This window comes from Veillonella seminalis (assembly GCF_003992065.1).
Classification (GTDB): domain Bacteria; phylum Bacillota; class Negativicutes; order Veillonellales; family Veillonellaceae; genus Veillonella_A; species Veillonella_A seminalis.
The window spans coordinates 50,003-74,599 of sequence record NZ_RQUZ01000004.1 but is presented as its reverse complement, the minus strand read 5'-3'; the positions used below and the strand labels follow the sequence as shown (position 1 = coordinate 74,599).

Annotated in this window: 32 protein-coding genes; 27 read left to right on the top strand and 5 right to left on the bottom strand. The window is 50.5% G+C overall.

The genetic code is table 11. The features are described from left to right. Positions 1 to 10: 10 nt before the first annotated feature. From EO126_RS03695 to EO126_RS11190, 3 genes are read right to left on the bottom strand one after another with little or no spacing between them, the layout of a single operon-like run. Positions 11 to 304 carry a DUF5960 family protein gene (locus tag EO126_RS03695; protein WP_006556565.1) on the bottom strand — a complete coding sequence of 98 codons (294 nt, stop codon included), beginning with the start codon at positions 302 to 304 and terminating at the stop codon, positions 11 to 13. Beyond that, positions 294 to 677 (bottom strand): hypothetical protein, encoded by a 384-nt coding sequence (locus EO126_RS03690; protein WP_127007650.1) that lies wholly within the window; start codon positions 675 to 677, stop codon positions 294 to 296. The genes EO126_RS03695 and EO126_RS03690 overlap by 11 nt, the downstream gene beginning before the upstream one ends. Then, positions 674 to 2,113, bottom strand: coding sequence for a Y-family DNA polymerase (locus EO126_RS11190; protein ID WP_127007648.1), 1,440 nt, complete (start codon positions 2,111 to 2,113; stop codon positions 674 to 676). The genes EO126_RS03690 and EO126_RS11190 overlap by 4 nt, the downstream gene beginning before the upstream one ends. A gap of 341 nt (positions 2,114 to 2,454) precedes the next feature. Between EO126_RS11190 and EO126_RS03680 the strand changes: the two genes are divergently transcribed. From EO126_RS03680 to EO126_RS03670, 3 genes are all read left to right on the top strand, one after another. Further along, complete coding sequence (locus EO126_RS03680) at positions 2,455 to 3,147, top strand: type I restriction-modification system subunit M N-terminal domain-containing protein (RefSeq protein ID WP_127007646.1); 693 nt, start codon at positions 2,455 to 2,457, stop codon at positions 3,145 to 3,147. 302 nt (positions 3,148 to 3,449) lie between these two features. Then, the gene (locus EO126_RS03675; RefSeq protein ID WP_095340932.1) at positions 3,450 to 4,253 is read left to right on the top strand and encodes a helix-turn-helix domain-containing protein; all 804 of its coding nucleotides are present in this window, start codon (positions 3,450 to 3,452) and stop codon (positions 4,251 to 4,253) included. A 17-nt stretch (positions 4,254 to 4,270) separates the two neighbouring features. After that, positions 4,271 to 4,465 (top strand): hypothetical protein, encoded by a 195-nt coding sequence (locus EO126_RS03670; protein ID WP_095340931.1) that lies wholly within the window; start codon positions 4,271 to 4,273, stop codon positions 4,463 to 4,465. 95 nt (positions 4,466 to 4,560) lie between these two features. Here the strand turns inward: EO126_RS03670 and EO126_RS10800 are convergent, their stop codons facing one another. After that, positions 4,561 to 5,397, bottom strand: a complete 837-nt coding sequence (locus tag EO126_RS10800) for a hypothetical protein (protein WP_192496425.1) — start codon at positions 5,395 to 5,397, stop codon at positions 4,561 to 4,563. Positions 5,398 to 5,782: 385 nt separating this feature from the next. Here EO126_RS10800 and EO126_RS03660 point away from each other — a divergent pair, with 385 nt between their 5' ends. The 24 genes from EO126_RS03660 to EO126_RS03550 all read left to right on the top strand — a co-directional run bounded on the left by EO126_RS03660 (position 5,783) and on the right by EO126_RS03550 (position 24,197). Continuing rightward, positions 5,783 to 6,283 carry an RNA polymerase sigma factor gene (locus tag EO126_RS03660; RefSeq protein ID WP_095340930.1) on the top strand — a complete coding sequence of 167 codons (501 nt, stop codon included), beginning with the start codon at positions 5,783 to 5,785 and terminating at the stop codon, positions 6,281 to 6,283. A gap of 128 nt (positions 6,284 to 6,411) precedes the next feature. Continuing rightward, positions 6,412 to 6,582 carry a hypothetical protein gene (locus EO126_RS10715; RefSeq protein WP_164726697.1) on the top strand — a complete coding sequence of 57 codons (171 nt, stop codon included), beginning with the start codon at positions 6,412 to 6,414 and terminating at the stop codon, positions 6,580 to 6,582. After that, positions 6,569 to 6,880 carry an rRNA biogenesis protein rrp5 gene (locus EO126_RS03655; RefSeq protein WP_095340929.1) on the top strand — a complete coding sequence of 104 codons (312 nt, stop codon included), beginning with the start codon at positions 6,569 to 6,571 and terminating at the stop codon, positions 6,878 to 6,880. The genes EO126_RS10715 and EO126_RS03655 overlap by 14 nt, the downstream gene beginning before the upstream one ends. Next, on the top strand, positions 6,870 to 7,997 hold the full coding sequence (locus EO126_RS03650; protein ID WP_127007644.1) for a DUF2800 domain-containing protein: 1,128 nt from the start codon (positions 6,870 to 6,872) through the stop codon (positions 7,995 to 7,997). The genes EO126_RS03655 and EO126_RS03650 overlap by 11 nt, the downstream gene beginning before the upstream one ends. Positions 7,998 to 8,010: 13 nt before the next feature. Continuing rightward, complete coding sequence (locus EO126_RS03645) at positions 8,011 to 8,577, top strand: DUF2815 family protein (protein WP_095340927.1); 567 nt, start codon at positions 8,011 to 8,013, stop codon at positions 8,575 to 8,577. A gap of 12 nt (positions 8,578 to 8,589) precedes the next feature. Beyond that, positions 8,590 to 8,772, top strand: a complete 183-nt coding sequence (locus EO126_RS03640) for a hypothetical protein (RefSeq protein WP_095340926.1) — start codon at positions 8,590 to 8,592, stop codon at positions 8,770 to 8,772. Positions 8,773 to 8,827: 55 nt separating this feature from the next. Beyond that, the gene (locus EO126_RS03635; protein WP_127007642.1) at positions 8,828 to 10,816 is read left to right on the top strand and encodes a DNA polymerase; all 1,989 of its coding nucleotides are present in this window, start codon (positions 8,828 to 8,830) and stop codon (positions 10,814 to 10,816) included. 89 nt (positions 10,817 to 10,905) lie between these two features. Then, positions 10,906 to 11,568 (top strand): Rha family transcriptional regulator, encoded by a 663-nt coding sequence (locus tag EO126_RS03630; protein ID WP_095340924.1) that lies wholly within the window; start codon positions 10,906 to 10,908, stop codon positions 11,566 to 11,568. A gap of 3 nt (positions 11,569 to 11,571) precedes the next feature. Continuing rightward, entirely contained in the window at positions 11,572 to 11,793 is a 222-nt protein-coding gene (locus tag EO126_RS03625; protein WP_021840393.1) for a hypothetical protein, read from the top strand. Continuing rightward, positions 11,771 to 12,169, top strand: coding sequence for a DUF7768 domain-containing protein (locus EO126_RS03620; RefSeq protein WP_095340923.1), 399 nt, complete (start codon positions 11,771 to 11,773; stop codon positions 12,167 to 12,169). The genes EO126_RS03625 and EO126_RS03620 overlap by 23 nt, the downstream gene beginning before the upstream one ends. 1 nt (position 12,170) lies before the next feature. Then, the gene (locus EO126_RS03615) at positions 12,171 to 14,414 is read left to right on the top strand and encodes a phage/plasmid primase, P4 family (protein ID WP_127007640.1); all 2,244 of its coding nucleotides are present in this window, start codon (positions 12,171 to 12,173) and stop codon (positions 14,412 to 14,414) included. Between the two features lie 139 nt (positions 14,415 to 14,553). Next, positions 14,554 to 14,862: a VRR-NUC domain-containing protein gene (locus tag EO126_RS03610; protein ID WP_021840396.1), complete on the top strand. Its 309-nt coding sequence runs from the start codon at positions 14,554 to 14,556 to the stop codon at positions 14,860 to 14,862. Next, positions 14,859 to 16,229 (top strand): DEAD/DEAH box helicase, encoded by a 1,371-nt coding sequence (locus EO126_RS03605; RefSeq protein ID WP_127007638.1) that lies wholly within the window; start codon positions 14,859 to 14,861, stop codon positions 16,227 to 16,229. The genes EO126_RS03610 and EO126_RS03605 overlap by 4 nt, the downstream gene beginning before the upstream one ends. Then, positions 16,226 to 16,675, top strand: a complete 450-nt coding sequence (locus EO126_RS03600; RefSeq protein ID WP_127007636.1) for an ArpU family phage packaging/lysis transcriptional regulator — start codon at positions 16,226 to 16,228, stop codon at positions 16,673 to 16,675. The genes EO126_RS03605 and EO126_RS03600 overlap by 4 nt, the downstream gene beginning before the upstream one ends. 123 nt (positions 16,676 to 16,798) lie before the next feature. After that, positions 16,799 to 17,158 carry an HNH endonuclease gene (locus EO126_RS11185; RefSeq protein ID WP_127007634.1) on the top strand — a complete coding sequence of 120 codons (360 nt, stop codon included), beginning with the start codon at positions 16,799 to 16,801 and terminating at the stop codon, positions 17,156 to 17,158. Between the two features lie 161 nt (positions 17,159 to 17,319). Continuing rightward, the gene (locus tag EO126_RS03590; RefSeq protein WP_127007632.1) at positions 17,320 to 17,514 is read left to right on the top strand and encodes a hypothetical protein; all 195 of its coding nucleotides are present in this window, start codon (positions 17,320 to 17,322) and stop codon (positions 17,512 to 17,514) included. Then, the gene (locus EO126_RS03585) at positions 17,511 to 18,761 is read left to right on the top strand and encodes a site-specific DNA-methyltransferase (protein WP_225723665.1); all 1,251 of its coding nucleotides are present in this window, start codon (positions 17,511 to 17,513) and stop codon (positions 18,759 to 18,761) included. The genes EO126_RS03590 and EO126_RS03585 overlap by 4 nt, the downstream gene beginning before the upstream one ends. An 83-nt stretch (positions 18,762 to 18,844) precedes the next feature. Further along, complete coding sequence (locus EO126_RS03580; protein WP_127007630.1) at positions 18,845 to 19,618, top strand: hypothetical protein; 774 nt, start codon at positions 18,845 to 18,847, stop codon at positions 19,616 to 19,618. A gap of 106 nt (positions 19,619 to 19,724) precedes the next feature. Then, a complete protein-coding gene (locus EO126_RS03575; RefSeq protein ID WP_127007628.1) occupies positions 19,725 to 20,624 on the top strand; it encodes an amidoligase family protein in 900 nt (299 codons plus the stop codon). Positions 20,625 to 20,707: 83 nt separating this feature from the next. After that, complete coding sequence (locus tag EO126_RS03570; protein ID WP_127007626.1) at positions 20,708 to 21,316, top strand: DUF4314 domain-containing protein; 609 nt, start codon at positions 20,708 to 20,710, stop codon at positions 21,314 to 21,316. Positions 21,317 to 21,412: 96 nt separating this feature from the next. Continuing rightward, entirely contained in the window at positions 21,413 to 21,592 is a 180-nt protein-coding gene (locus tag EO126_RS03565) for a hypothetical protein (RefSeq protein WP_127007624.1), read from the top strand. A 172-nt stretch (positions 21,593 to 21,764) separates the two neighbouring features. After that, positions 21,765 to 22,070 carry a hypothetical protein gene (locus EO126_RS03560; protein ID WP_151384939.1) on the top strand — a complete coding sequence of 102 codons (306 nt, stop codon included), beginning with the start codon at positions 21,765 to 21,767 and terminating at the stop codon, positions 22,068 to 22,070. A gap of 58 nt (positions 22,071 to 22,128) precedes the next feature. Beyond that, positions 22,129 to 22,599 (top strand): phage terminase small subunit P27 family, encoded by a 471-nt coding sequence (locus EO126_RS03555; RefSeq protein ID WP_127007620.1) that lies wholly within the window; start codon positions 22,129 to 22,131, stop codon positions 22,597 to 22,599. Positions 22,600 to 22,604: 5 nt separating this feature from the next. Then, positions 22,605 to 24,197, top strand: a complete 1,593-nt coding sequence (locus EO126_RS03550; RefSeq protein WP_192496426.1) for a terminase large subunit — start codon at positions 22,605 to 22,607, stop codon at positions 24,195 to 24,197. On the opposite strand, the gene EO126_RS03545 is transcribed toward EO126_RS03550, so the two are convergent. Then, positions 24,198 to 24,572: a hypothetical protein gene (locus tag EO126_RS03545; RefSeq protein WP_127007618.1), complete on the bottom strand. Its 375-nt coding sequence runs from the start codon at positions 24,570 to 24,572 to the stop codon at positions 24,198 to 24,200. Positions 24,573 to 24,597 lie beyond the last annotated feature (25 nt).

Below are 24,597 nucleotides of genomic sequence, written 5' to 3'. Positions count from 1 at the left end.
ACAGTGTAGTTTATCTTTTAGTTAACGAATGGCCGTCATAAATATATTGCCGGATGAGGCGTTTGCCTTCGACGGCATGGATTTTAAAGTAAAAATAATGGTTGCGGTTATCTTTTGCGTTTTCTTTGTTGAGCTTGAAATAATTTTGCTGTGAACGGGCCATACTTTGTAAAATATCATCGGTTAAAAAGGTTAGGGGTGTATCCAGGGCTGAATATTCATAGAAGTCTTCTTCAAACTTTAAATAATTCGGTGAAAAGTATGAAAATTGCAATTGGTTACGTTGAAATTCTCTAGATTCCATCGTTTGCCATCTCCTCGGTTGTAATGCGATTAATAGTATCTATAGTTAAGGTTGTAAAGCTATCATCCGGGTGTTTAATCGTTACTCCGGTCAAGCTGAGATCATATACTTTGCCTGTGATGTTATGTGTGGTAACAGGTTGACCTTTATGCTGCACGCGTACTTCAAAGTTAGCCGTATATTGTCCGGCATAGAGCCTGCCTAGCCAAGTTAGTCGTTCCTCAAGACTCATAGATTCATCGATTTCAAGCTTCATGTGCGATTGGAGTAAGGCCGTTTGGTGGTCGGATAAAAAGAAGCCCATCCATTTGGCCATTTTACGGTCTTTGTAGGTACGGGCGGATTTGAATGGCAAATAGGAACGGTCAATCATAGGAGTCCGTCCAAACCGCCGGCACCGCCGGCTGCATGACCGCCAATGAGTTTGCTGCGCGCGATGGCACGCGATGAATCCAATAAAAAAGAGCCCTTTTGAATAGCCAGAAAGCCGTGTAGGCGGCGAATATCATCAATGGTATGTTGCAGGCTATGAGTTTTGCGAACTGTATCCGGATTGTCAAAAAGAGAAATAGATTGTAAGGCTTCCGGAATAAACTGGCTGTACTGAACGCCAATTTGACGGACGGCTTCACCTTTGTAATGTTTGCGAAATAATTTTATTATATGCCGTGTTAGTTCATCGGTCAGTTGAGTCGGTTCAATCTTCATCTGTGCTTGGAAAGAACCACGGGATTGTTGTTCGAAATAGCTTTCTTTGACAAAACCGATATAAACGGACACACAGCGTGTTTGCTGATGGCTGCGGCGTAGACGGATAGCCACTTGTTCCGCCATCTCGCTGAGCAAGAGCTCAATTTCATCTTGCTTTGTATAGTTACGAGGTAAGATTTGTGAGTTGCCTAGACCTTTGGATTGTGGCGTATATGGTTCACGTACATTACTTTCGTCAACGCCGTTGGCGTGAAACCAGAGCTGTACGCCGATGATGCCTAAATCTTTTTGAAGAACATCCGGGTTACTGTTAGCCAGTTCTTTAATGGAATGAATGCCAAGATTATTTAAACGGCGTGCCATACGACTGCCGATGCCCCAGAAGTTAGTCAGTTTTGGAATCTGCCACACCTTAGTGGACACATCTTCATACGACCAGTTGGCACGCATGGTGGATGTTGTTTTAGCTTCATTGTCTAAGGCGAGTTTAGCGAGTAGAGGGTTCGCATTTGACATACCTACCGTGGAGAAAATGCCGGTTCGTTGACGAATATCATGCTGGATTTTGGCAGATAGAATATCCAGTTTTTCACGACGGCTTAAATGGGGATTAGGAACAAAATATTTTAAAGAGCGGGTCAGATCCACAAAGCCTTCGTCGATAGAATAGGGGCAAATATCTTCGTTGGCAGCATATTCACGAAGAATCCGTTGAATCTCGATGTTTTTTATAATATAAAGCCCCATGCGCGGCGGCACAATCAGAGTGCGTTTGGCCCAGTTTTCAATGTAATTAATGTATTTTGGCGTAATGGGTAAGCCTTCTTTGAGGGCACGGCGTAAATTAAACTTTCGGGTTTCGATATCGAAGGGTAAATCATAGGAGCGACTTACGTTTTGCTTGCCGAAGACGCGTTTAAACGTTGGGGAGGACGCCAAAATCAGGCCTTTGGAATTATCAGCCCGGCTCATGACACATAATGAAGTTGTGAGGGGATTTAAACCGCGTTCGATACATTCGACACTGGCGTAAAATGACTTCATGTCGATGAACGCAATGTCTGAGCGGGGTTCCAAGTCGTAGTTAATATAGCCCATAATGGCACCTCCTTTTTACGTAATACCTTCTTTACTAAAATAATACATCGAATAGATGTTTGAGTCAATGGTATTAATTAAGAGTGATTGTTTGATTAAAAGGGCTGTAAAAAAGTGGATAGGATATTAAAGGGGGAGAGTTCAATGACAGAAAATTATTGCATTAAGGTGGTGTTAGAAGCTCTTCGGCGTTCTTCGGTGTTGCTACTACATTTTTTTTCTATTGATTCTTAGCTGATATTTCATATAATATATTCATATAGACTTACGCTTGATATTAGCGTAAAATAAAAATTTTTTGCCTTTTTCAGCTTAAAGGGGATTATCTGGAGGATGTATTTATGAACAAACATCAGCTTGCTGCCAAGATCTGGGAATCTGCGAACCGCATGCGGTCTAAAATTGAAGCCAATGAGTACAAGGATTATATTCTTGGGTTTATTTTTTATAAATATTTGTCGGATAAAGAAGAACAATGGCTTTTATCTCAAGAATATACGCCGGAAGATATTAAAGAATACGTAAATGAGGATGACGCTGAAACCGTGCGTACGGTTCAGAAGAACTTAGGCTATTTTATTGCGTATAAAGATCTTTTTTCTACATGGATTGAGATGGGCTCAGACTTTTCGGTGGATAATGTTCGTACCGCCTTATCTTCCTTCACTCGTTTAATTTCACCATCGCATAAAAAAGTATTTGACGGTGTTTTTAATACTCTTGAAACAGGGCTTTCCAAGTTAGGTGAAAACACAAATTCGCAGACAAAGGCTGTTCGTGATTTGGCACAGCTTATTGATGAGATTCCGATGCATAAAAAACAGGACTATGATGTGATCGGTTTTATCTATGAATATTTGATTTCCAATTTTGCCGCTAATGCCGGTAAAAAAGCAGGGGAATTTTACACACCTCATGAAGTGTCGCTCCTCATGTCGGAAGTGGTGGCGAACCATTTGCGTGGCAAGGAAAACATTAAGATATATGAGCAAAGATGCTTGGGATTGATACAATATTGGGGACGGTGTGCATAGTGGAAAAGTCCATATATAGCGGGGGCTTGGCAAACGTCGGCAGATGGCCGGCTTTTTTTGTGCCTGGAAATAGGGGAGTGGCCTTAAGGCAAAGGCGAAGAAAAAGACGGCAATAAGAATACGGCAGTAACGATAGCTTTTTATCGTTACTGCCGTAGAGGATGACCGCTGGGAAAATCCTTAAGTTCAATAAGATACCAGAACTGCGGAATAATTGGCCTATAAATCAACTTTTTTAAAATATTGACGTATAGGTAAAAACATGATATTATTTACATATAATCAAAGGAGGAATGATAGATATGACGGAACAGTTCAATCCTAAGGTACTGTTTGACAATGTTGACTTCTTAATAAAAAGTGAGAACCGGAAAATTGGTGAGGTTGAAAGTGATGCAGGTGTCAGCGCCGGATATATATCTAGAACTAGCAAGGACGGTGGAAGTCGGCCAGGTATTGATTTCATTATGAATATAGCAAAAGTACTCCATGTTAGTATCGATACTCTTTTGAAAGTGGATATATCTTCGCTCACACCGACGGAACGATATTTAATATCATTTTTGAAAAAGTTGGAACATGATACAGTTCATGATTTGTTAGCCTGGGAAAGAGTTTCGGCAGAAAGTTTAAACAACATGGAAACGGATCAGAATGGTATTACAAATCATCCATTATTTGATTTTCATCGTTTCTATGAAGAGGGAGAGAGCGAGTACCCGGAAGAGGTTTCAAGAGTCGTATTTGTTTCAAATTCGTTCGGTGTTCATACTTCGATTCATGGGGATTGTTTCGAATTGAGGTTAAAGAATGGAGCCTACTTGCACCTCATGAATATTTCTAAGAGTGTGTATCGTACCAATGACTCGGAGGTCTTTGCAAAAGAGATATGGATGAGCATACCGGGACAAGAACCGCAATATCTGTGCAGTGATCATGGCGATTCCAAACTGGCAGAGTTCATTAACAACCTTTATGCAGCAGTGGCTGAAAATACAAAGCATCCAAAAGTAAAGCAGGAATTCAGGTATATCATTGATTCTTTCATGAAAGGTGAAAATGAGGATGATCCGCCACAACAGTTTGATGAAGAAATTCCATTTTAAAAGAGGAGGCAGTGTATATGGTGAAAATTAGGAAACAGATTAGAAATTTGCACGATACAACTCTTAATGGACAACGAGTTTTTGATGCTATCGTTGAAGGAGATAAAGTCATACTCGAAATTAAGACTAGTCAAAGAAAACTTGTGCAGATCCCTTGGGAAGATGTTGTATCCCAGGTGGATGCAGCAAAAGATATAAGCTTACTAAGATAAAGTAGAAGTTACCTCAATAGCCCGATGTGTTTTATGCGGAGCTGTAAAATGGAGCTATCTATATTGACTGAAAGGTCATGTAGATAGCTCTTTTTTTATTGTATCGGCAAATCGGCATTATTAACGAATTCACATAGATTTTCATGCAAATTAGCAAATATCTTTCTAAAAGCAAGCATCTTTTTTTGATGGGATTTTTTAACTTCTTCACTTCTTGGATAAAGTGGCTTTTTATATACACAATAGCCGCTAACTGTATCATATGACATCAAAAGTCCCCAATAAGAAAAATAATCGTAGAGATTATTAATAATATCATATTTTAGTGAATTGAGCTTCGCATTTTTAAAATCGGTATCTCTATATTTCCACATTTCATATAACATATCGAATTGTGTTGGAAGTTCAAGTGGCATAGGTTCAATTGTAGGATCTGTGCTAATACAAAATTTCAGAATTTCGTTAAAATCGTTCATAAATTTATCAAGATGCTCTAAGTCTCTGCCTGATAATAGCTTTGATATTGGTGGTTTAAGAGAGCGCTTATTTTTTGATGAAGAAACAATATCACATAAAATCTGCTCGAATAAATCGGCACAAGCATCGTCTGCATAAGTATCATTTATACCATTGCTTTTTAACCAGCCTACTACACCGTCATATGAATCAAATTCATCGGTTTGAGTTGCAATCCATTGGGAAAAATTTTTCTTATCACGATGATTATAAATGTATTTAGCCTCTTTAAGTGGAATAACACGTTTGCCGCTTAAATAACGATATTTAGTGTCAGGCTTCTTCTCAAGAATCGGACATGAATCCATGGCGGAATCCTGAATAAAATTTCCAATAATTTCATTAAAGTATTGTTCTTTGCCTAGGTGACCAGAGCAAAAAGGAAACAACCCGGTTGCAAATTCTGAAAAGTTCAAATCATATACCTCCCTTTAACCGATTGATGCTGTCCGAAATTGTCCGAGGCTGTCCATCCAGTCCGATTTTTGACGAGAGGGAATTGCTAGAATTAAGGCAGAACCAATGAGCAAGCATCTGGACAACCAAGGAAACACCATGAATTACTTATATTTTATCATACCTTGGGGAAATAGATGAGCTTATAAAGACATTTGAATGAAATTTCCGTCTCAACGTTCACTCCCGGACGCGGGTGTGCCCAGAGCCGAGAGACGGTCTGGAAAGTTAATCACGTCAGCCTACTGGGATGGTTGGCCATAGAAGCGAGGATGCATCTTATGGTCAATTTCGACAGGCTGCCTGCGTGGATTCTCGCTTCGCATTATGCGAAGGAGATCGCGCATGGCCAATCTACAGACAAACAAACAGAAGCAATACTACATTCCTCTGGAACGCACTCCAGAAACCGTCATCACCGAGGAATACAAGGACTGTGAAGTCCGCTGGTCAAAAATCGGCTGCCGTAAGGTTCGTACTGTCCTGATTCCGGCAACTGAAGAACAGTATCGTGAATACATGCGTCCGCTCTGGCGGGAAGATAAGCGCCAGCAGCGGCATGGTGCCGATGAAGTATCGGCGGACAAAGTGCGGGATGACTACGAGCTGGAGGTGCCTGATGACTTCAACTTAGAGGAAGAAGTCGTGAAGAAAGAGTTGCTGGCAGCACTGCGCCATGAACTGGCGGCCTTGCAGGATATCGACCGGACCATCTTACTGATGATTGCCGACGGTGCCAGCGAAGCGGCAACCGGGAAGGCCGTCGGCTTGAGCCAGAAAGCGGTGAATAAGCGCAAACACAAGCTGTATGCACTCCTGAAGGAACATCTCAAAGACTTCCGTTAAGAAGAAAAAGATCCGGTCACAAAAAATGTGGCCGGATTTTTTTCGGAATCGGTACTTAACGATGACGCGGCTGTCCTATTACTGGTGAAGGGCGAACGAAGAAGCCATTCAGGAAGGAGGAACTCAAGATGATGTACACACAGACACCTGAAAAACTGGCTCAGCAGCAAAAGCTGGACCGGGAACTGGCGGCGGTGCTGATGTCCATCAGCGTCACGACCCGCAGTATTGCCAGGAACATCTATCTCTTATCAATGCAAAGACATGTGAAAGGAGTCAATCCACATGAAAAACGATGAACTGCAGAAACTGGCAGCAGCCCTGGGCGATTGCGGCAAGGCGCTGCTGAAGATTTCCGAAGTCATGGCGGTGAAAGAAGATAATCCGACAGCTTCGGAAGCGAAATCAAAAAAAGCGGAAAAGCCGCTGGCACTGGAAGATGTCCGCAAAGTCGCTGCCGACAAGGCCCGCAAGGGATTCACGGAAGAAGTCCGCAGCCTTATTCAGAAGTACGGGGCGGACAAGCTCTCCGGCATTGATGCGGCGCAGTACGAAGCCTTCCTGAAGGAACTGGAGGTGATTGGACATGCCGGATAAACACGCGGTGCTGTCCGCATCTTCCTGCTACCGCTGGCTGGCCTGCCCACCATCTGCAAAGGAATGTGCCAAGCTGCCGGATACCTCCAGTGAATTCGCCCGGCAGGGGACGGATGCCCATACGCTCTGTGAATTCAAGGTGAAGACGGCCTTGGGCCAGAAACTGGAAAACCCGACGAAGGGACTCACGTTCTTTGATGAGGAGATGGCGGAATGCACTGATGAATACGCGCAGTTTGTCATGGAATGCCTGGCCACAGCCAAAGCATCCTGCAAGGACCCGCTGATCATGATCGAACAGCGGCTGGACTTTTCCCAGTGGGTGCCAGGCGGGTTTGGAACAGGCGACTGCCTCATCGTAGCCGACGATACCCTGACAGTCATCGATTACAAGCATGGCTTGGGAGTCCTGGTGGATTCCGAGAAGAATCCGCAGATGATGTGCTATGCCCTCGGTGCGCTGAACCTGTTTGATGGCATCTATGATATCCGCCAGGTGTCCATGACGATCTTCCAGCCCCGCCGGGACAACGTCAGCACCTGCACCATGAGCAAGGAAGAACTGCTCCAGTGGGCCGAAACGGTGCTGAAGCCTGCGGCAGAACTGGCGGCGAAAGGTGAGGGCGAATATAAAGCCGGTGACCACTGCCGCTTCTGCAAGATCAAGGCAACCTGCCGCAAGCGGGCCGAGTACAATCTGGAACTGGCCCGGTATGATTTCGCCGTCCCGTCCACGCTGCAGGATGAAGAAATCGAAGCCGTCCTGGAGAGGGCCGATGAACTGGTGAACTGGGCCGGGGATGTCAAGGAATATGCTTTGCAGCAGGCTCTTTCCGGCAAGCAGTGGGACGGATGGAAACTGGTCGAAGGCCGGTCGAACCGCCGCTACGTAAATGAAGAAGCGGTAGCAGAAGCTGTAGAAAAGGCAGGGTTCAACCCGTATGAAAAGAAGCTGCTCGGCATCACGGCGATGACGAAACAGCTCGGCAAGAAGCGGTTCGAAGAACTGCTGTCAGATTTAGTGGAAAAGCCGCAGGGCAAGCCAGTCCTGGTGCCGGCATCGGATAAGCGTCCGGCCATGTACACCGCGGCAGATGAATTCAATGATGAAAAATAAGGAGGAACTTGTTATGTCCAAGCATTATGTCAATCCGTGCAAAGTGATTACCGGAGTCAACACCAGATGGTCTTATGCCAACGTCTGGGAACCGAAGTCCATCAATGGCGGTACGCCAAAGTACAGCGTCAGCCTGATCATCCCCAAGTCGGATACGAAGACCGTAGAAAAAATCCGCGCCGCCATCAAGGCTGCCTACGAAGAAGGCGAAAGCAAGCTCAAGGGCAATGGCCGCGCTGTACCGGCTCTCGAAGCCATCAAGACGCCGCTCCGTGACGGTGACCTGGAACGCCCGGGCGATGATGCCTATAAAGACAGCTTCTTCGTCAATGCCAACTCGGCGACCAAGCCGGGCATCGTCGATGCCGACTGCCAGCATATCCTGGAACGCTCTGAAGTATACTCCGGCGTCTATGGCCGTGCGTCCATCAACTTCTATGCATTTAACAGCAACGGCAATAAAGGCATTGCCTGCGGACTGAACAATCTGCAGAAAATCCGTGATGGCGAACCCCTCGGTGGCAAATCCCGTGCAGAAGATGATTTTGCTACAGCTGACGATGATGATTTCCTGGCATAAGGAGGCGTGATGATGGAAACACTAATGAAGCTGATTCTGGAGTGCCTGTACTGCCTGCTTGCGCTGTGCGCTTGTGGATTCTTCGTGTCTATGATTTATACGGATATCAAAAAAGACCAGCGGGATGAAGAAATGGCCCGGCACCGGGAAGAAGAATATCATCGCAAGCAGATGGAATCCTTCCGGAACAAGTAGTAGTGAATAGCGGCGGCGGGGCCTTGTGCCTCGCCGCTTTTTCGAGGTGAAGAGTATGAAAACAATCAGTATCGATATTGAGACATTCAGCGATGTCAATCTGGCGAAATGCGGCGTGTACAAATACGCAGAATCGCCAGCCTTTGAAATCCTCCTCTTCGGGTATGCTGTGGACGGCGGCGAGGTACAGGTCGTTGACTTGACGCAGGGAGAGCGCATCCCGGATGCTATCCTGGATGCCCTGACCGATGAATCCGTTACCAAGTGGGCGTTCAATGCCAGCTTCGAACGGGTCTGCCTGTCACGGTATCTGCGTGACCTGGGGATGAGCCTGGATCCGTTCCATGACCATCATCCGCTTTCCCGGGATTGTGCCAGATTCCTCAATTCGGCAGGATGGAAATGTTCCATGATCTGGTCGGCTTACATGGGGCTGCCCCTTTCTCTGGAAGGCGTGGGGGCCGTGCTGAGGCTGGACAGCCAGAAGATGAAGGAAGGCAAAGACCTGATCCGCTATTTCTGTGTTCCCTGCAAGGAAACCAAGTCGAACGGCGGCAGGACGAGGAACCTTCCTCAGCATGATTTAGACAAATGGATCTTGTTCAAGTCCTACAACAAACGGGATGTGGAAGTGGAAATGGCTATCCAAGAGCGGCTGAAGAAGTATCCCGTACCGGAACCGATATGGGATGAATATCATCTCGACCAGGAAATCAACGACCGGGGCATCGCCATTGACCGGACGCTGGCTGAAAATGCCATCGTCATCGATGCCCGCAGCCGGGACAGCCTGATGGCTGTACTGAAGGGAAAGACGGGCCTGGAGAATCCGAACTCCGTTATCCAGATGATCGGCTGGCTGGAACAGCATGGGATGAAGACCGATTCTTTGGGAAAGAAGCAGGTGCAGGAACTGCTGAAGACGGCAGAAGAACCGCTGCGCAGTGTACTGCTGCTCCGGCAGAAGCTGGCCAAAGCCTCGGTCAAAAAATACCAGGCCATGGAAATGACGGCCTGCGAGGATAGCCGGGCCAGAGGCATGTTCCAATTCTATGGAGCCAACCGGACCGGGCGGTTTGCCGGCCGGCACATCCAGCTGCAGAATCTGCCCCAGAATCATCTGCCGGACCTCTCGGAAGCCAGGGAACTGGTACGCCAGGGAAATTATGAAGCCCTGGAACTCCTGTATGATTCCATCCCCGATGTCCTTTCCCAGCTCATTCGCACCGCCTTTGTACCACGGCAGGGGCTGAAGTTTGTGGTATCTGACTTTTCGGCCATTGAAGCCAGGGTGCTTTCATGGCTGGCAGGAGAAACATGGCGTTCGGATGTCTTTGCCAGGAACGGCGACATTTACTGCGCCTCGGCCAGCTCCATGTTCGGCGTTCCCGTGGAAAAGCATGGTGTCAACGGGCATCTCAGGCAGAAAGGGAAAATCGCAGAACTGGCCCTTGGCTATGGCGGCTCCGTAGGAGCGCTGAAGGCCATGGGTGCCCTGGACATGGGACTTTCGGAAGATGAGCTGTATCCTCTGGTGCAGTCCTGGCGGTCGGCCAATCTGCACATCGTCGATTTCTGGTGGCAGGTGGACGCCGCCGTGAAGACAGCCATCAAGGAACGTATCCCCATGCGGACTGGCTGCATCCGCTTTCTGTATCAGAGCGGCATGCTGTTCATACAGCTCCCCAGTGGACGGCGGCTTTCCTACGTAAAGCCCCGGATAGGCGAGAACCGCTTCGGTGGGGAATCCGTCACCTATGAAGGCATCGGCGCAACGAAGAAGTGGGAACGGCTCGAAAGCTATGGCCCGAAGTTCGTGGAGAACATCGTCCAGGGCATCAGCCGGGACATCCTCTGCTATGCCATGCAGACGCTGCGATGCTGCGCCATCGTCGGCCATGTCCATGATGAACTGATTATCGAGTGTCCCAAAGACACTAGCGTCGATGCCATCTGTGAGCAGATGGGCCGGACGCCGTCGTGGGCTGAAGGGCTATTGCTCCGGGCAGACGGGTATGAGTGCGAATTTTATAAAAAAGATTGATTTCCCGGTACTTAACATAGTGATTCCTGTCCTTTCACTATCAGAGGGAATTTCCTCGGATGTTTATTTTAAGAAAGGCGGGATTCGCTATGAAGTTTTTGATTCCGGAAGATGAATTTGGCGTGTTTGCTGATCAGAGAGGTGTACCAAGGGTCGACAGCCTGTTTGTTGCAGCGACTTTTGAAAAACAGCATTATAACGTTCTGCGTGATATCGGACGAATCACTGCATCCAATTCTGGATTAAGCCCAGAATTCATTGCACTCAATTTTGAGGGCAATACATATCGTGATGCCAGGGGAAGAAAACTGCCACGTTACCTACTGACCCGCGATGGGTTCACCATGCTGGTCATGGGCTACACAGGCTCGAAGGCGATGCATTTCAAGGAACTCTATATCCATCGCTTCAATGAGATGGAGCAGTGCATCCGGTCGCTCCTGTCTGCCCGGCAGGAATTCCCGATGCTGACGGACATGATCTGCCGCCTGCATGAAAGTCCGAAGCCGTACCACTTCAGCAATGAATGTGACATGTTGAACCGCATCGTGCTGGGGATGTCTGCCAAGCAGTTCCGGCTGGCCAACGGCATCGAAAAAGGGCAGAGCATCCGGCCTTATCTGACTGCACAGCAGATCCATGCTCTGGACCGGCTGCAGCACCTGGATTACGGCCTGCTGTATTCCTGCCCGGATTTCCAGCAGCGCAAGCAGATGCTCATGACCTATTACAAGACGGAACTGGAAGGATGAAACATGTTTTACGTAAAAGAACCACTTAAGGATGGTGTCGATGTGACGGTCGAAATCAATGACGAAAACGTTTTCTGCCGTTGCCCGGTCTGTGGCAGGGAAGTACCTGTCAATCTGAAGGATGTCCTGTCAGACAGTGACGCTGACCTGGTGGGAACGGCAGTATTGTGCGATGAATGTGCGGAGGGGTGGATGGAACTGCATGGAAAACAATCCGAAACGTAATGCAGAGTACTATCCGGACCCGACAGCGTATCAGGCAATCAGGAACGTGGAACCACAAAGGTTCCCGTTCATGCCTGTTGTGTACGTGTGTTCGCCCTATGCCGGGGATGTGGAAGAAAATATCCGGAAAGCCTGTGCCTACTGCCGCTATACGGTAGACCAGGGATATATCCCTCTGGCACCGCATCTGTATCTACCGCAGTTCCTCGACGAAGAATCGGAACGGGAACTGGCACTCTTTATGGATATTGCACTATTGTCCCGTTGCGTCGAACTCTGGGTCTTTGGCGATGTGATTTCGGCGGGAATGGAAAAAGAAATCCAGTACGCCCAAAGAAAAGGAAAACCAATTCGGTATATTAACGAGGTGAAATAAGATGGATTTTACACTTTATAGGTCAGACTTTGCTGGCGTGGAAGCGAATTGCCGCTATCCCAGGCAGCAGAAAATCAGCTGTGCCGAGGACCTGAAGGCGGCAGCCGCCTTCGATCATGTCTGCGTAGCCTTCGAAGATTGTTATCGGAAGCGGGAGAATTTTCTCTCCGCCGACGTCCTGGTCATGGATTGTGACAACACTCACTCGGAGAATCCTGCTGACTGGATTACCATGGAAAACCTCCTGGCCATGCTGCCAAAAGTCTCGGTGGCCATCGTGCCGTCAAGGAATCACATGAAACCCAAGGACGGCAAGTGTGCCAGACCACGCTTCCATGCCTATTTCGGGATTCCGGATATCACGGATGAACAGCACTATGCAGAACTGAAGCGGGCAATCCACCGTGCCTATCCCTTCTTTGATGAAGCGGCTCTCGATGCAGCCCGGTTCATTTATGGCTGCCCTGTCGAGAAAGTATTGTGGCAGGACGGGGAAACGACAATCGACCAGGTACTCAAAGTGGGAGATACCGAGTCACGCAGTATCCCGGCCGGACGCCGGAACAGCACCATGAGCCGTTTTGCCGGCCGCGTCATCAAACGTTACGGGGCGACGGAAAAGGCGTACCAGATTTTCCTCGACGAAGCGGAAAAGTGCGACCCGCCGCTTCCCGACACCGAGCTGAACACTATCTGGGGCAGTGCCGTACGGTTCGGCAAGCGCATCGCAAAGCAGGAAGGTTACGTCAGCCCGGATGAATACAACAACGATTTCGGCACCCGGGACTCCTTGCGGCCGGAGGATTATTCGGATATCGGCCAGGCCAAGGTCATCGCCAGAGAATACGGCAACGAGCTGCGCTACACCGACAGCACGGATTTCATCCGCTACGATGGCATCTGCTGGGAAGAATCGCGGCAGGCAGCGGTCGGTGCAGCGGAAGAATTCCTGGATTTGCAGCTGGCTGATGCTAATGAACAGTCCGAGCAGGCACTCATGGAATTAGCAGGGACAGGGATTTCGGAAGATATCATCCGTAAGGGCGGACGGAACCTGGAGAAGATGATCGAGGAAAAGCAGACCAAAGTCTACGCCGCCTACCTTGCCGCAGAAGCGTACCGGAAGTTTGTCCTGAAACGCCGCGATATGCGCTATATCCTGTCGGCCCTGCAGGCACTGAAACCCATGGTCCAGATGCCTATCCAGTCACTGGATGCAGATGAATTCCTGCTGAACACCCCGTCTTATACATATGATCTGCGGAAAGGGATGCGGGGACGGCAGGAACACCGAGCGACGGACTTCATCACGAAATGTACCTCTGTAGACCCGGGCATCGAAGGGAAAGCTATTTGGGAACAGGCCGTCCGGCAGTTCTTTACCGGCGATACGGCGCTCATCGACTACGCCCAGGAAATCAGCGGTCTCATGGCTATCGGCAAAGTCTATGTAGAAGCCCTGGTCATCGCATACGGCGACGGCCGCAACGGCAAGTCGACCTACTGGAATTCCCTGGCCCGCGTCCTTGGCAGCTACTGCGGCGGCATCTCTGCCGATGCCCTGACGGCAGGCTGCAAGCGGAACGTCCGTCCGGAAATGGCGGAGCTGAAGGGGAAGCGCATGATCATTGCCGCCGAAATGGAAGAAGGTGTCCGGCTATCTACGTCCATCCTGAAACAGCTCTGCTCGACGGATGAAGTGAGCGGCGAAAAGAAGTATAAGGATCCTTTCAAGTTCGTACCGACACACACGCTGGTCCTCTATACGAACCACCTGCCCAGGGTAGGCGCCAATGACGAAGGGACATGGCGGCGTCTTATCGTCATGCCCTTCAAGGCCCAGTTCGAAGGGAAGAGCGACATCAAGAACTACGCAGACTACCTGGTGGAGAAAGCCGGTCCTGCCATCCTGCAGTGGATTATCGAAGGGGCGGAGAGGGTCATTGCCAAGAACTATCACCTGGATACGCCTGATTGCGTCGCATCTGCCATCAATGAATACCGCGGGCAGAATGACTGGCTTCGGCATTTCCTGGATGACTGCTGTGAAGAAGATGCCTCTTTCAGCGAGAAGTCCGGGGAACTTTATACGGCCTATCGGCTGTACTGCCAGCAGATGAACGAGTATACCCGCAGTACGACGGATTTTTACGGAGCATTAGAGAAAACTGGGTTTGACAGGCGTAAGCGGAAAGCCGGGTATTTCATTTATGGGCTGAAGCTGAAAGTCACAGATTTCCTGTAAGAAAAAGGGAAGGGTGCAGGTCGGTGCAGGTCAATATATAAACCCCCTTTAGGGCTGAAAAATAGAAAAAATGTCTTTAAGGGAAGTTTATGAAACGACCTTCACCGACCTGCACCCCTATAAAAAAGGGGTGAGTAATATGCGAGAGAAAGTAATCGAACACCACCTGGTGATGGAAACGGAGAAGGCTGGCGGTAAGGCAGTGAAGCTTGTTTCGCCATCATTTGCAGGTATGCCGGACCGCTTGATTCTATTGGCTGATGGGAAGATGGGCTTTGTGGAAGTAAAGGCGCCGGGGCAGAAGCCAAGGCCGCTGCAGCTGAAGCGCCATGCCATGTTGCGACGGCTGGGCTACCAGGTATTCGTCCTGGATGCCATGGAGGATATTCCCGCAGTCCTGAAGGCTATCGCCCACATGCCTGATGGGAAAGGGGGCGGAGGTGCATGAAGTTCATGCCGCATGATTATCAGAAATACGCCATCGAATACATCAAGTCCCATCCCATTACAGCCCTGTTCCTAGACATGGGCCTTGGCAAGACGGTGACAACGCTGACAGCCATCCGTGACCTCATGTATGATGCCTTTGAAGTTAAGCGGGTGCTGGTGGTAGCTCCTCTGCGGGTGGCGAGAGACACCTGGCCGGATGAACTCAGGAAGTGGAATCACCTGAAAGAGCTGACCTGCAGTGTGGTCGTGGGAACCGTGGCAGAACGGCGGCGGGCTTTGCAGCAGGATGCGGATATCTATATCGTGAACCGCGAGAACCTGGCCTGGCTCTATGAGAACAGCCGCCTGGATTTCGATATGGTCGTCCTGGACGAGCTGTCGAGTTTCAAGAACCACCAGTCGAAGCGGTTCCGGGCCATGAAGGCCATGCGGCCGAAGGTGAAACGCATCGTAGGGCTGACGGGGACACCAACCGGGAACGGCTTGATGGATCTCTGGGCCGAGTTCCGTATCCTGGATATGGGGGAGCGGCTGGGAAGATATATCAGCCAGTACCGTAACTTATACTTCAAGCCGGATAAGCGCAACGGCATGGTGGTGTATTCCTACAAGCCCCTGCCGGGAGCGGAAGAAGCCATCTATCACCAGATTTCCGACATCACCATGTCCATGAAGGCAACAGATTATCTGGAGATGCCGGAACTGGTGAGCGTAGCGAAAGAGGTCCGCTTGAGTGAAACGGAAAAGAAACGGTACGATGAGCTGAAGAAGTCCCTGGTACTGGAGCTTCCAGGCGGCGAGGTCACCTCTGCTAATGCTGCATCGCTTACCCTGAAGCTTTCGCAGATGGCGAACGGCGCCATTTACACAGATGACAAGAACGTCGTGAATATCCATGACCGTAAACTGGAGGCCCTGGAAGACCTAGTAGAAAGTGCCAACGGGAAGTCTGTCCTGGTGGCGTACTGGTTCAAGCACGATAAGGACCGCATCCGGGAGCGGATGGAAGCCAGGGAACTGAAGGAGCCGCAGGATTTCGCCGACTGGAACGCAGGAAAGATTCCTGTGGCCCTCATCCATCCAGCTTCTGCCGGACACGGCCTGAACCTGCAGAAGGGTGGTTCCATCCTGATCTGGTTCGGCCTGACTTGGAGCCTGGAGCTGTACCAGCAGACCAACGCCCGGCTCTGGCGGCAGGGGCAGGCGGACAAGACGGTCATCATACAGCACATCGTAGCCAAGGACACGATTGATGAACGCATCCTGAACGTCTTGAAACACAAAGACGGAACCCAGGCGGCTTTGATTGATGCCGTAAAGGCTGACCTGGGCATGACGGAAACAGGAAATGGGGGTATACTATGAAGCAGGAAACAGAAGGAGAAGAAAAGCGTATGGAAGCCAAGGCGTACCTGGAACAGGCACGGAACATCAACATACAGATAGACAGCAAGCTGGAGCAGGTATCGTCTTTGCGGCAGCTGGCCATCAAGGCGTCATCGACACTCAGCCCGGTGCCGCCGAGCGGGACGCCTAACCCGCACCGACTGGAAGAAACCATTGCCCGCATGATGGATATGGAGCATGAAGTGGATGAAGCCATCGACGGCCTGATCGAACTCAAGGCAGATATCATGAAAGCCATCAGCCGGATTCCGGATGCCCGGGAACGGGTCATCCTGGAACTCCGCTACTTGGCCTTTAAAGACTGGGCATCCATTGCCGATGCCCTCGGACTTCATGTCCGCCAGGTGTACCGCCTGCATGACGAAGCCCTGAAACACATCGAGATTCCTGGCGAATGTCACTGAATGTCACTAAAGCAGCACTTGATGTCACAGGCTTCTGTAAGATATACTATAATCAGCAAGAAAAGAATGAAGGACCGAGGTTTGAACGCTATCGGTCCTTTTTTGATGCCGGAGATGATGTAAATGCCCAGAAGACCGAATACGCCTTGCAAATATCCGGGCTGCCCCAGGCTGGTGCCGTATGGAAGAAAATATTGTGAGGAACATGAACGGCAGTGCCAGGGCGACCGGGCCAGTGCAGAGACACGTGGTTACGGATGGGAGTGGCAGAAGGCTAGAAAGTTTTTCCTGAAACGCCATCCCTGGTGCATTCGCTGCAAAGCAAAAGGCCGTCTCGTCCCGGCAACGGTCGTTGACCATATCAAACCGCATCGCGGTGATGAGAAACTGTTCTGGGACGAAACGAACTGGCAGCCCCTTTGCAAGAGCTGTCATGACCATAAGACGATGACCGAAGACCGGAACATCGAGTACAAGTACTGAATCCGTCCGTAGGGCGGGGGGATGCAAATCTCTGTGACCCTTCCGTCCATGACCGCCGCCCCCTCAAACGTGAAAAAACGCGAAATTCATAAGGGGGGATACCCGGCATCTAAAATCGAATCATCTGCTCCAGGCTATTTGGCCCGGAGCTTTTTTGTTGTGTGAAAGGAGCCTGTCATGAACGACTGCCAGCGTCGGCAGATAGAAGCCATGCGGAAGCAGGGGATGGGCTACAAAGCCATCGCCAGGAAGACCAAGCTGTCACGGGACAGCGTACGGAATTATTGCAGGTGGCACCACCTCGCCGGTTACGGCAGAGCGGTGGCGGCTGCCTTCAGAGAGGAGCAAGCGTGTGAAGACATCGGATATGGAATGGAAGATGATGCCCATCGGCCAGCTGAAGCCTGCGGCATATAACCCCAGGAAGCAGCTGAAGCCTGGCGACAAGGAATACGAGAAAATCAAGAAGTCCATTCAGGAGTTTGGCTATGTGGAACCCATCATCGTCAATTACGACATGACGGTCATCGGCGGGCATCAGCGCCTGACCGTACTGAAGAATCTGGGCTACGAAGAAGTCCAGTGTGTCGTTGTCCATATCGAGGATGAGCATAAGGTCAAGGCGCTCAACATCGCACTCAATAAAATCACGGGTGCTTGGAACGAACAGCTCCTGGCCGACCTCATCGTCGATTTGCAGAGCGTCGACTTCAACGTCGACCTGACGGGCTTTGAGGCACCGGAAGTGGAACAGCTCTTTTCCAAAGTCCACAACAAGAAAGTGAAAGAAGATGACTTTGATGTCGACGGTGAACTGGCAAAGCCGACCGTCGCCCGGGCGGGAGATATCTGGTTCCTGGGTGACCACCGCGTCATCTGTGGCGATGCGACGCTGCCGGAAACCTATGAACGGCTGATGGTGGGGAAGAAGGCCAACATGGTGCTGACGGATCCGCCGTATAACGTCGATGTCGAAGAAACGGCCGGCAAGATTAAGAACGACAATATGCCGGATGACAAGTTCTACCAGTTCCTTTTCGCGGCCTTCGTCAATATGGAACAGAACATGGAGCAGGATGCTTCCATCTATGTATTCCACGCAGATACCCAGGGGCTGAACTTCCGCAAGGCATTCAAGGACGCAGGCTTTTACCTGTCCGGCTGCTGCATCTGGAAGAAGAACGCCCTGGTGCTGGGCCGCAGCCCGTACCAATGGCAGCACGAGCCGTGCCTTTTTGGCTGGAAGCTGAACGGCAGGCATCAATGGTATTCCGACCGCAAGCAGACGACCATCTGGGAATACGACCGGCCGAAAGCCAGCAAAGAGCATCCCACCATGAAGCCTGTAGCTCTCATGGCCTATCCTATACAGAATTCATCCATGAGCCACTGCATCATCCTGGACCCGTTCCTCGGTTCCGGTTCTACGCTCATGGCCTGCCAGCAGACGGGCCGCATCTGTTACGGCATCGAGCTGGACGAGAAGTTCGTCGACGTCATCGTCAGGCGCTACATCAGTGAATATGGGGACGCGGGTGTGTTTATCCTGCGCGGGGATGAAAAAATCCCCTATGGTGATATTGCACCTGAAACAGATGAATAGTTTCTCCCAAAGATGCAGAATAACTTGCTATTATCGGAGTTCAGAGTGATATATGTACTAACAAAAAAAGGAGGTACATACATATGACCATCAAAACCAATCTGGACGACCGCAAGGAACTGGCGAAACACCTGATTCCCTTCAACCATAACGAAAAACTGCACTATGCAGGAACTCCGACCTTTGCTTTTGAAGGCTGCGGCTTCCGCATCCTCCGAAGCGGAGAAATCGAATGTGATGACGAAAAGACGCAGCAGGCCCTGCGCCGCTTCCTCGAAGAGGAAGGGCTGGTGGAACCGGAAGCAGAAGCCGAAACAGAAACCATCGAAGTCGGTGTTCCCATTGACGGGATGGACGGCATCCATCTCCGCAGCCTGATCTTCACCCTCAGCGCCCAGCAGTACCTGCTGAACCGCGCAGCAGGCTCCGAGAACTTCCATATTACAGAAGACTGCGTGACGGCCCTGAAAGAAGCCGCACTTACTGACGCTGCTTCCTTCTTCAAGGTGTACGGTACTTGCCTAAGCGGCAATAAGGGTATCCGTCTGAATGAAGAATCGGCGACCTTCTGCTTTGCCGACAAGGGGAACGCCGTAAAGAACCGGGCCATGGTGGAACTTTTCGCCTTCCTGATTAGCGCGGCCCGCAAAGCAAAGCGGGTACAGCCTGCGGTGAAGAAACCGGAGAACGAAAAGTACTATTTCAGGAGCTGGCTCCTGCGCATCGGCATGGGGACCAAGGCCAGCCATGAATCCCGCATGGCCCTGATGAAGGACCTCAACGGCTGGAGTGCTTTCCGCACGGAAGAAGAAGCAAAGCGTCATGCAGAGCGGGTGAAAGCACACCGGAACCGGTAAAATTAATCCATAATTATTCTCAAAATGACTTGCTATTGTGTGCCTTTAGAGTGATATATGATGTACCGAGAGGACACACGCACACATAGAAAGGACAGAGAGAATTATGAAAACACAGCACTTTGGCATCGAAATCGAAATGACAGGGATTACCCGCAGCAAGGCGGCCAGCCTGATGGCCACCTTCTTCGGGACGGAACGCAAATACCACGAAGGCGGCGCCTACGACACCTACATCGCAGAAGACGGACAGGGACGGAAATGGAAAGCCATGAACGATTCCAGCCTGGTTCCCGAAAAGAAGGTCGGCGGACGCACTGTTGAAGCCTCGACAAACTACCGCACCGAAGTGGTCAGCCCCATCCTTTCCTACGACGACATCCCGAGCCTGCAGGAACTCATCCGCACCCTGCGCAAGGCCGGCGCTTTCGCCAACAGCTCCTGCGGCATCCACATCCATGTGGGGGCGGAACGGTTCACGCCGAAGACACTGCGGAATCTGGTGAACGTCTTTTACAGCAAGGAAGATCTGATCTACCGCGCACTGAGCATCAACCCGGGCAGGGAACACCGCTACTGCCGCAAGACCAATGAAAAGTTTCTCAGGGAGCTGAATAAGAAACGGCCGGCGACGATGGCGAAATTCGCAGACCTCTGGTACATGGAAGCCCCCTGCGGACGGAACATGCATTACAACAGCAGCCGCTACCACGGCCTGAACATCCACGCCACCTTCACCAAAGGCACCGTCGAGTTCCGCCTTTTCAACGGCACCCTCCACGCCGGCGAAATCAAAGCCTACATCCAGTTCTGCCTTGCCATGACCCACCAGGCCCTGACCCAGAAGAAAGCCTCGGCACGGAAAACGGAAACGGACAATGAAAAATACGCCTTCCGCTGCTGGATGCTCCGGCTTGGCCTGATTGGCGACGAGTTCAAGACCTGCCGCCATCACCTTTTGAAGAACCTGACGGGCAACGCCGCATGGAGACACGCAGCCGCCTGAAGGGAACGATAAACTACACACAGGGCAGCCCCGGCTGCCCTTAAGGGGGTAGAAGGACATTCCCTTCAGAAAGGATGAGCAATATGAAGAAATACTACATCGCTTACGGAAGCAATATGGACGAACAGCAGATGGCCGTACGGTGCCGCGACGCCGGCCTTGTGGGGACAGGATTCATTCAGGGATACGAGCTGCTTTTCAAAGGCTCGCTGACAGGCTGCTACGCCACCATCGAACCCAAGGAAGAAAGCACTGTTCCCGTCACGGTCTGGGCCATCTCCAAGGCCGACGAGAAGCGGCTGGACCGTTACGAAGGCTTCCCGACGTTCTACTACAAGAAGGATATCGAAGTGCAGATGAAAGATGGGGCGATTACAGGGCTGGTCTACATCATGCATGAAGACCGTCACTGCGGGATGCCATTCCCTTGGTATTATGAGCAGATGGAACGGGATTACCGGAAATTCGGCTTCGACCGCGTCATCCTGAAAAAAGCACTGGAAGCCAGTAAAGCAGGCATGGCCGGGATGCGGGTGAAGCTAATCTATATGGAGGACCCGCAGGCACCGGCACTGGGGACGGAAGGCACCGTCCAGTTCATCGACGATATAGGGACCATCCACGTGGCATGGGATACGGGCTGCAGCCTTGGTCTGGTGCCGGGAGTCGATGAATGGAAAATCCTCAACTAATCTATCAGAAATGACTTGCTATATTATGCATTTAGAGTGATATATATACATACCGAAAGGAAAACACTCAAAGCATAAGAAAGCGGGGAAATAACGATGAGAACAATCATTACCTTGGATGGAAAGAAAATCAGCAAGAAAGCCGCCTGTGAACAGTTCGGCAAGGAAGACATGGAAAGAAAAATTAAGGAAGCGAAACAGACCTTCATGGAAGATCCATGGGTCGAAAACAGCTGGTGGATGGGGAAAGGGATGCTGACCATCAGCTTCTGCTAAGAAGCAGGCGCCAAAAGAGGGCTGGGAATCAGCCCTCTTTTCTCATCAAGCTCCTCAAGAAAATGCATAAATTCTCAATATAAAGCTCACTATTATGTGCCTTTAGAGTGATATATATACATACCAAATGGGAACACCCACAAAGGAAAAGCACATGAAAGCGAGGAAAAACATGAAAGACTTGAACGCAATCGACAAACAGAACCTGGACGGAGCATACGGAGCCACCGCAGTAGCGATGGACTGGCCGGAAGACCTTTCCGAAAAGGCGAAAGAAGCTTTGGGTTACCTGGATGACACTGCTTACCTTTTCCATTACCTTGGGAAGTACATCATCACCGACGAAAGCCTCTGGCTTACAGAATTTGGAAACGGCACCATGGACAGCCCTTACGATTTTCCCAGAGCCGAATTTAGCAGTCTTGAAGAAGTCGGCCCCTGGCTGGAAAGTGTGGCGGACGAACTGGAAGATTTCTAACTTAACACACAAACAGCCCTGCGGGGCTGTTTTTTATTACAGAAAGGAGGTGTATGGCTTGGCAGTACGAGGAAGGAAGCCGAAACCGACAGCCCTCAAAGTATTGGAGGGCAATCCCGGCCATCGGCCGCTCAATAAGAAAGAACCCATGCCCAAAGGCAAACTGCCGCGCTGCCCGGAGTGGCTGGAAGATGACGCCAAGAAAGAATGGAAGCGGCTGGGAAAAGTCCTCGCCGAGATGGGGATGCTGACGGAAATCGATCGTGCCGCTTTCGCCGGTTACTGTCAGGCCTACGCCCGCTGGAAAGGGGCTGAGGAATTCATTACCCAGCACGGCGACATGGTACGGACGCCGAACGGCTACCTGCAGCAGGTACCGCAGGTGTCCATCGCCCAAACGAACCTCAAGATCATGCTGAAGTTCTGCGAGCAGTTCGGCCTGACGCCGTCTGCCCGGAGCCGCATGATTGGAGAAGACACGGGCGGCGAACGGGAAGTGGATGAAATGGAATTGATTCTAAGGGGGTGAGTGGTTTGGCGTTTGTATATAGGCCGTCAGCGTTCATGCTGCCGGATTCCCATTACAACAAGGACAAGGCCGACAGGGCGGTTGCCTTCATCGAGCATCTCTGTCATACCAAAGGCAAATGGGCCGGGCAGCCGTTCCTGCTCCTGCCGTGGCAGGAACAGATTGTGCGTGATCTCTTCGGCATCGTCAAGGAAAACGGCAAGCGGCAGTTCCTGACGGCCTATATAGAAGTTCCAAAGAAGAACGGAAAGAGCGAGCTGGCTGCCGCTATCGCTTTGTACCTTCTTTATGCCGATAACGAACCGAGTGCCGAAGTGTATGGTGCGGCCTGTGACCGAAACCAGGCGTCCATTGTCTTTGATGTGGCACGGCAGATGGTCGAGATGAGTCCGGCCCTGATGCGCCGCTCCAAGATACGGACGGCGGGCAAGCGCATCATCAATTATCGCAACGCCGGGTTCTACCAGGTGCTGTCGGCGGAAACCGGGACCAAACACGGACTCAATGTGTCGGGCCTGGTCTTTGACGAAATCCACGCCCAGCCGAACCGCAAGCTCTATGATGTCCTGACCAAAGGCTCCGGCGATGCCCGGGAGCAGCCGCTCTTCTTCATCATCACGACGGCGGGCAACGACAAGAACAGTATCTGCTATGAGCTGCACACAAAGGCCCTTCACTTGATGGCGGGCCGAAAGAAAGACTACACCTTTTACCCCGTTGTCTATGGCCTGGAAGGGGAAGCGGACTGGACAGATGAAGCCAACTGGTACAAAGCGAATCCTTCCCTTGGCCACACCATCCAGATCGACCGCGTCCGGGAAGCGTACCAGAACGCTATCGAGAATCCGGCCGAGGAGAATGTGTTCAAACAACTCAGATTGAATATCTGGACTTCGGCCAGCATCCGCTGGATACCGGAACAGGTCTACGATAAGGGGAATCTCCCCATTGACCTGGATTCCCTGCGGGGGCGGATGTGCTACGGCGGGCTGGACTTGTCCAGCACATCGGATATCACGGCCCTGGTACTGGCCTTCCCGCCCCGGACGGAAGAGGAAAAATATATCCTGCTGCCATTCTTCTGGCTGCCGGAAGACACACTGGAACTTCGCTGCCGACGTGACCATGTCCTCTACGACGTCTGGCAGAAGCAGGGCTTCATCCAGACGACGGAAGGAAACGTCATCCATTACGGCTTTATCGAGAAGTTCATCGAACGCCTGGGGGAAACGTACTACATCCGGGAAATCGCCTATGACCGCTGGAACGCCACCCAGATGGTGCAGAATCTTGAGGACATGGGCTTTACCATGGTGCCTTTCGGCCAGGGGTTCAAGGATATGTCGCCGCCGTCGAAGGAGCTGTTCAAGCTTCTGATGGAAGGGAATATCAACCATGGCGGCAATCCCGTCCTCAAATGGATGGCCGGCAACGTCGTCATGCGCCAAGACCCTGCGGGGAACATCAAGCCGGACAAAGAAAAATCCGTCGAAAAGATCGACGGAATCGTGGCGTCCATCATGGCACTGGACCGCTGCGTCCGCAACGGGACTGGCAGCGGCAGCGTCTATGATGAACGGGGCGTTATTGCATTTTGATTAACGTAAATAATCTATGCAGATTTTAAGGATATAGGCTCCCCAGCTATTAGGATATACACGATTGGTATGACCGAATGAATTGGGCTTTTGCATTGTAGAGGTTTGATATCGCCATTCATCAGATAGCCTGTCAAAATTCCAGAACACTACTTTTTGGACAGAACCATCTTTTACTTGTTTTACAGCACAAGTTATTTTTGAATAGTCGTTGTTCCATTGAATTGATTCACTGACAACATAGGCTTGGTAGTTACCATCCTGAGGAGCGGCAGTATATGCCCAGATGTCAGTGGCTTCGGCAGATTGTGGGAAAAGCCAAAGTGAAAAGCAAAAGATAAAAAATACGGCAAGATAAGATAGATATTTTTTCATTGGGCATCATTCCTTTCGTAATTTG

Bases quoted from the DNA above. Each gene is read 5' to 3' on its own strand.
- EO126_RS03615 (WP_127007640.1), top strand. From the start codon at position 12,171: ATGGATTTTACACTTTATAGGTCAGACTTTGCTGGCGTGGAAGCGAAT.
- EO126_RS03605 (WP_127007638.1), top strand. From the start codon at position 14,859: ATGAAGTTCATGCCGCATGATTATCAGAAATACGCCATCGAATACATC.
- EO126_RS03695 (WP_006556565.1), bottom strand. From the start codon at position 304: ATGGAATCTAGAGAATTTCAACGTAACCAATTGCAATTTTCATACTTT.
- EO126_RS03645 (WP_095340927.1), top strand. From the start codon at position 8,011: ATGTCCAAGCATTATGTCAATCCGTGCAAAGTGATTACCGGAGTCAAC.
- EO126_RS03610 (WP_021840396.1), top strand. From the start codon at position 14,554: ATGCGAGAGAAAGTAATCGAACACCACCTGGTGATGGAAACGGAGAAG.
- EO126_RS11185 (WP_127007634.1), top strand. From the start codon at position 16,799: ATGCCCAGAAGACCGAATACGCCTTGCAAATATCCGGGCTGCCCCAGG.
- EO126_RS11190 (WP_127007648.1), bottom strand. From the start codon at position 2,113: ATGGGCTATATTAACTACGACTTGGAACCCCGCTCAGACATTGCGTTC.
- EO126_RS03575 (WP_127007628.1), top strand. From the start codon at position 19,725: ATGAAAACACAGCACTTTGGCATCGAAATCGAAATGACAGGGATTACC.
- EO126_RS03565 (WP_127007624.1), top strand. From the start codon at position 21,413: ATGAGAACAATCATTACCTTGGATGGAAAGAAAATCAGCAAGAAAGCC.
- EO126_RS03545 (WP_127007618.1), bottom strand. From the start codon at position 24,572: ATGAAAAAATATCTATCTTATCTTGCCGTATTTTTTATCTTTTGCTTT.
- EO126_RS03670 (WP_095340931.1), top strand. From the start codon at position 4,271: ATGGTGAAAATTAGGAAACAGATTAGAAATTTGCACGATACAACTCTT.
- EO126_RS03680 (WP_127007646.1), top strand. From the start codon at position 2,455: ATGAACAAACATCAGCTTGCTGCCAAGATCTGGGAATCTGCGAACCGC.
- EO126_RS03640 (WP_095340926.1), top strand. From the start codon at position 8,590: ATGGAAACACTAATGAAGCTGATTCTGGAGTGCCTGTACTGCCTGCTT.
- EO126_RS03655 (WP_095340929.1), top strand. From the start codon at position 6,569: ATGAAAAACGATGAACTGCAGAAACTGGCAGCAGCCCTGGGCGATTGC.
- EO126_RS03635 (WP_127007642.1), top strand. From the start codon at position 8,828: ATGAAAACAATCAGTATCGATATTGAGACATTCAGCGATGTCAATCTG.
- EO126_RS03560 (WP_151384939.1), top strand. From the start codon at position 21,765: ATGAAAGACTTGAACGCAATCGACAAACAGAACCTGGACGGAGCATAC.
- EO126_RS03570 (WP_127007626.1), top strand. From the start codon at position 20,708: ATGAAGAAATACTACATCGCTTACGGAAGCAATATGGACGAACAGCAG.
- EO126_RS03675 (WP_095340932.1), top strand. From the start codon at position 3,450: ATGACGGAACAGTTCAATCCTAAGGTACTGTTTGACAATGTTGACTTC.
- EO126_RS03600 (WP_127007636.1), top strand. From the start codon at position 16,226: ATGAAGCAGGAAACAGAAGGAGAAGAAAAGCGTATGGAAGCCAAGGCG.
- EO126_RS10715 (WP_164726697.1), top strand. From the start codon at position 6,412: ATGATGTACACACAGACACCTGAAAAACTGGCTCAGCAGCAAAAGCTG.
- EO126_RS03690 (WP_127007650.1), bottom strand. From the start codon at position 677: ATGATTGACCGTTCCTATTTGCCATTCAAATCCGCCCGTACCTACAAA.
- EO126_RS03660 (WP_095340930.1), top strand. From the start codon at position 5,783: ATGGCCAATCTACAGACAAACAAACAGAAGCAATACTACATTCCTCTG.
- EO126_RS03630 (WP_095340924.1), top strand. From the start codon at position 10,906: ATGAAGTTTTTGATTCCGGAAGATGAATTTGGCGTGTTTGCTGATCAG.
- EO126_RS03650 (WP_127007644.1), top strand. From the start codon at position 6,870: ATGCCGGATAAACACGCGGTGCTGTCCGCATCTTCCTGCTACCGCTGG.
- EO126_RS03625 (WP_021840393.1), top strand. From the start codon at position 11,572: ATGTTTTACGTAAAAGAACCACTTAAGGATGGTGTCGATGTGACGGTC.
- EO126_RS03620 (WP_095340923.1), top strand. From the start codon at position 11,771: ATGGAAAACAATCCGAAACGTAATGCAGAGTACTATCCGGACCCGACA.
- EO126_RS03580 (WP_127007630.1), top strand. From the start codon at position 18,845: ATGACCATCAAAACCAATCTGGACGACCGCAAGGAACTGGCGAAACAC.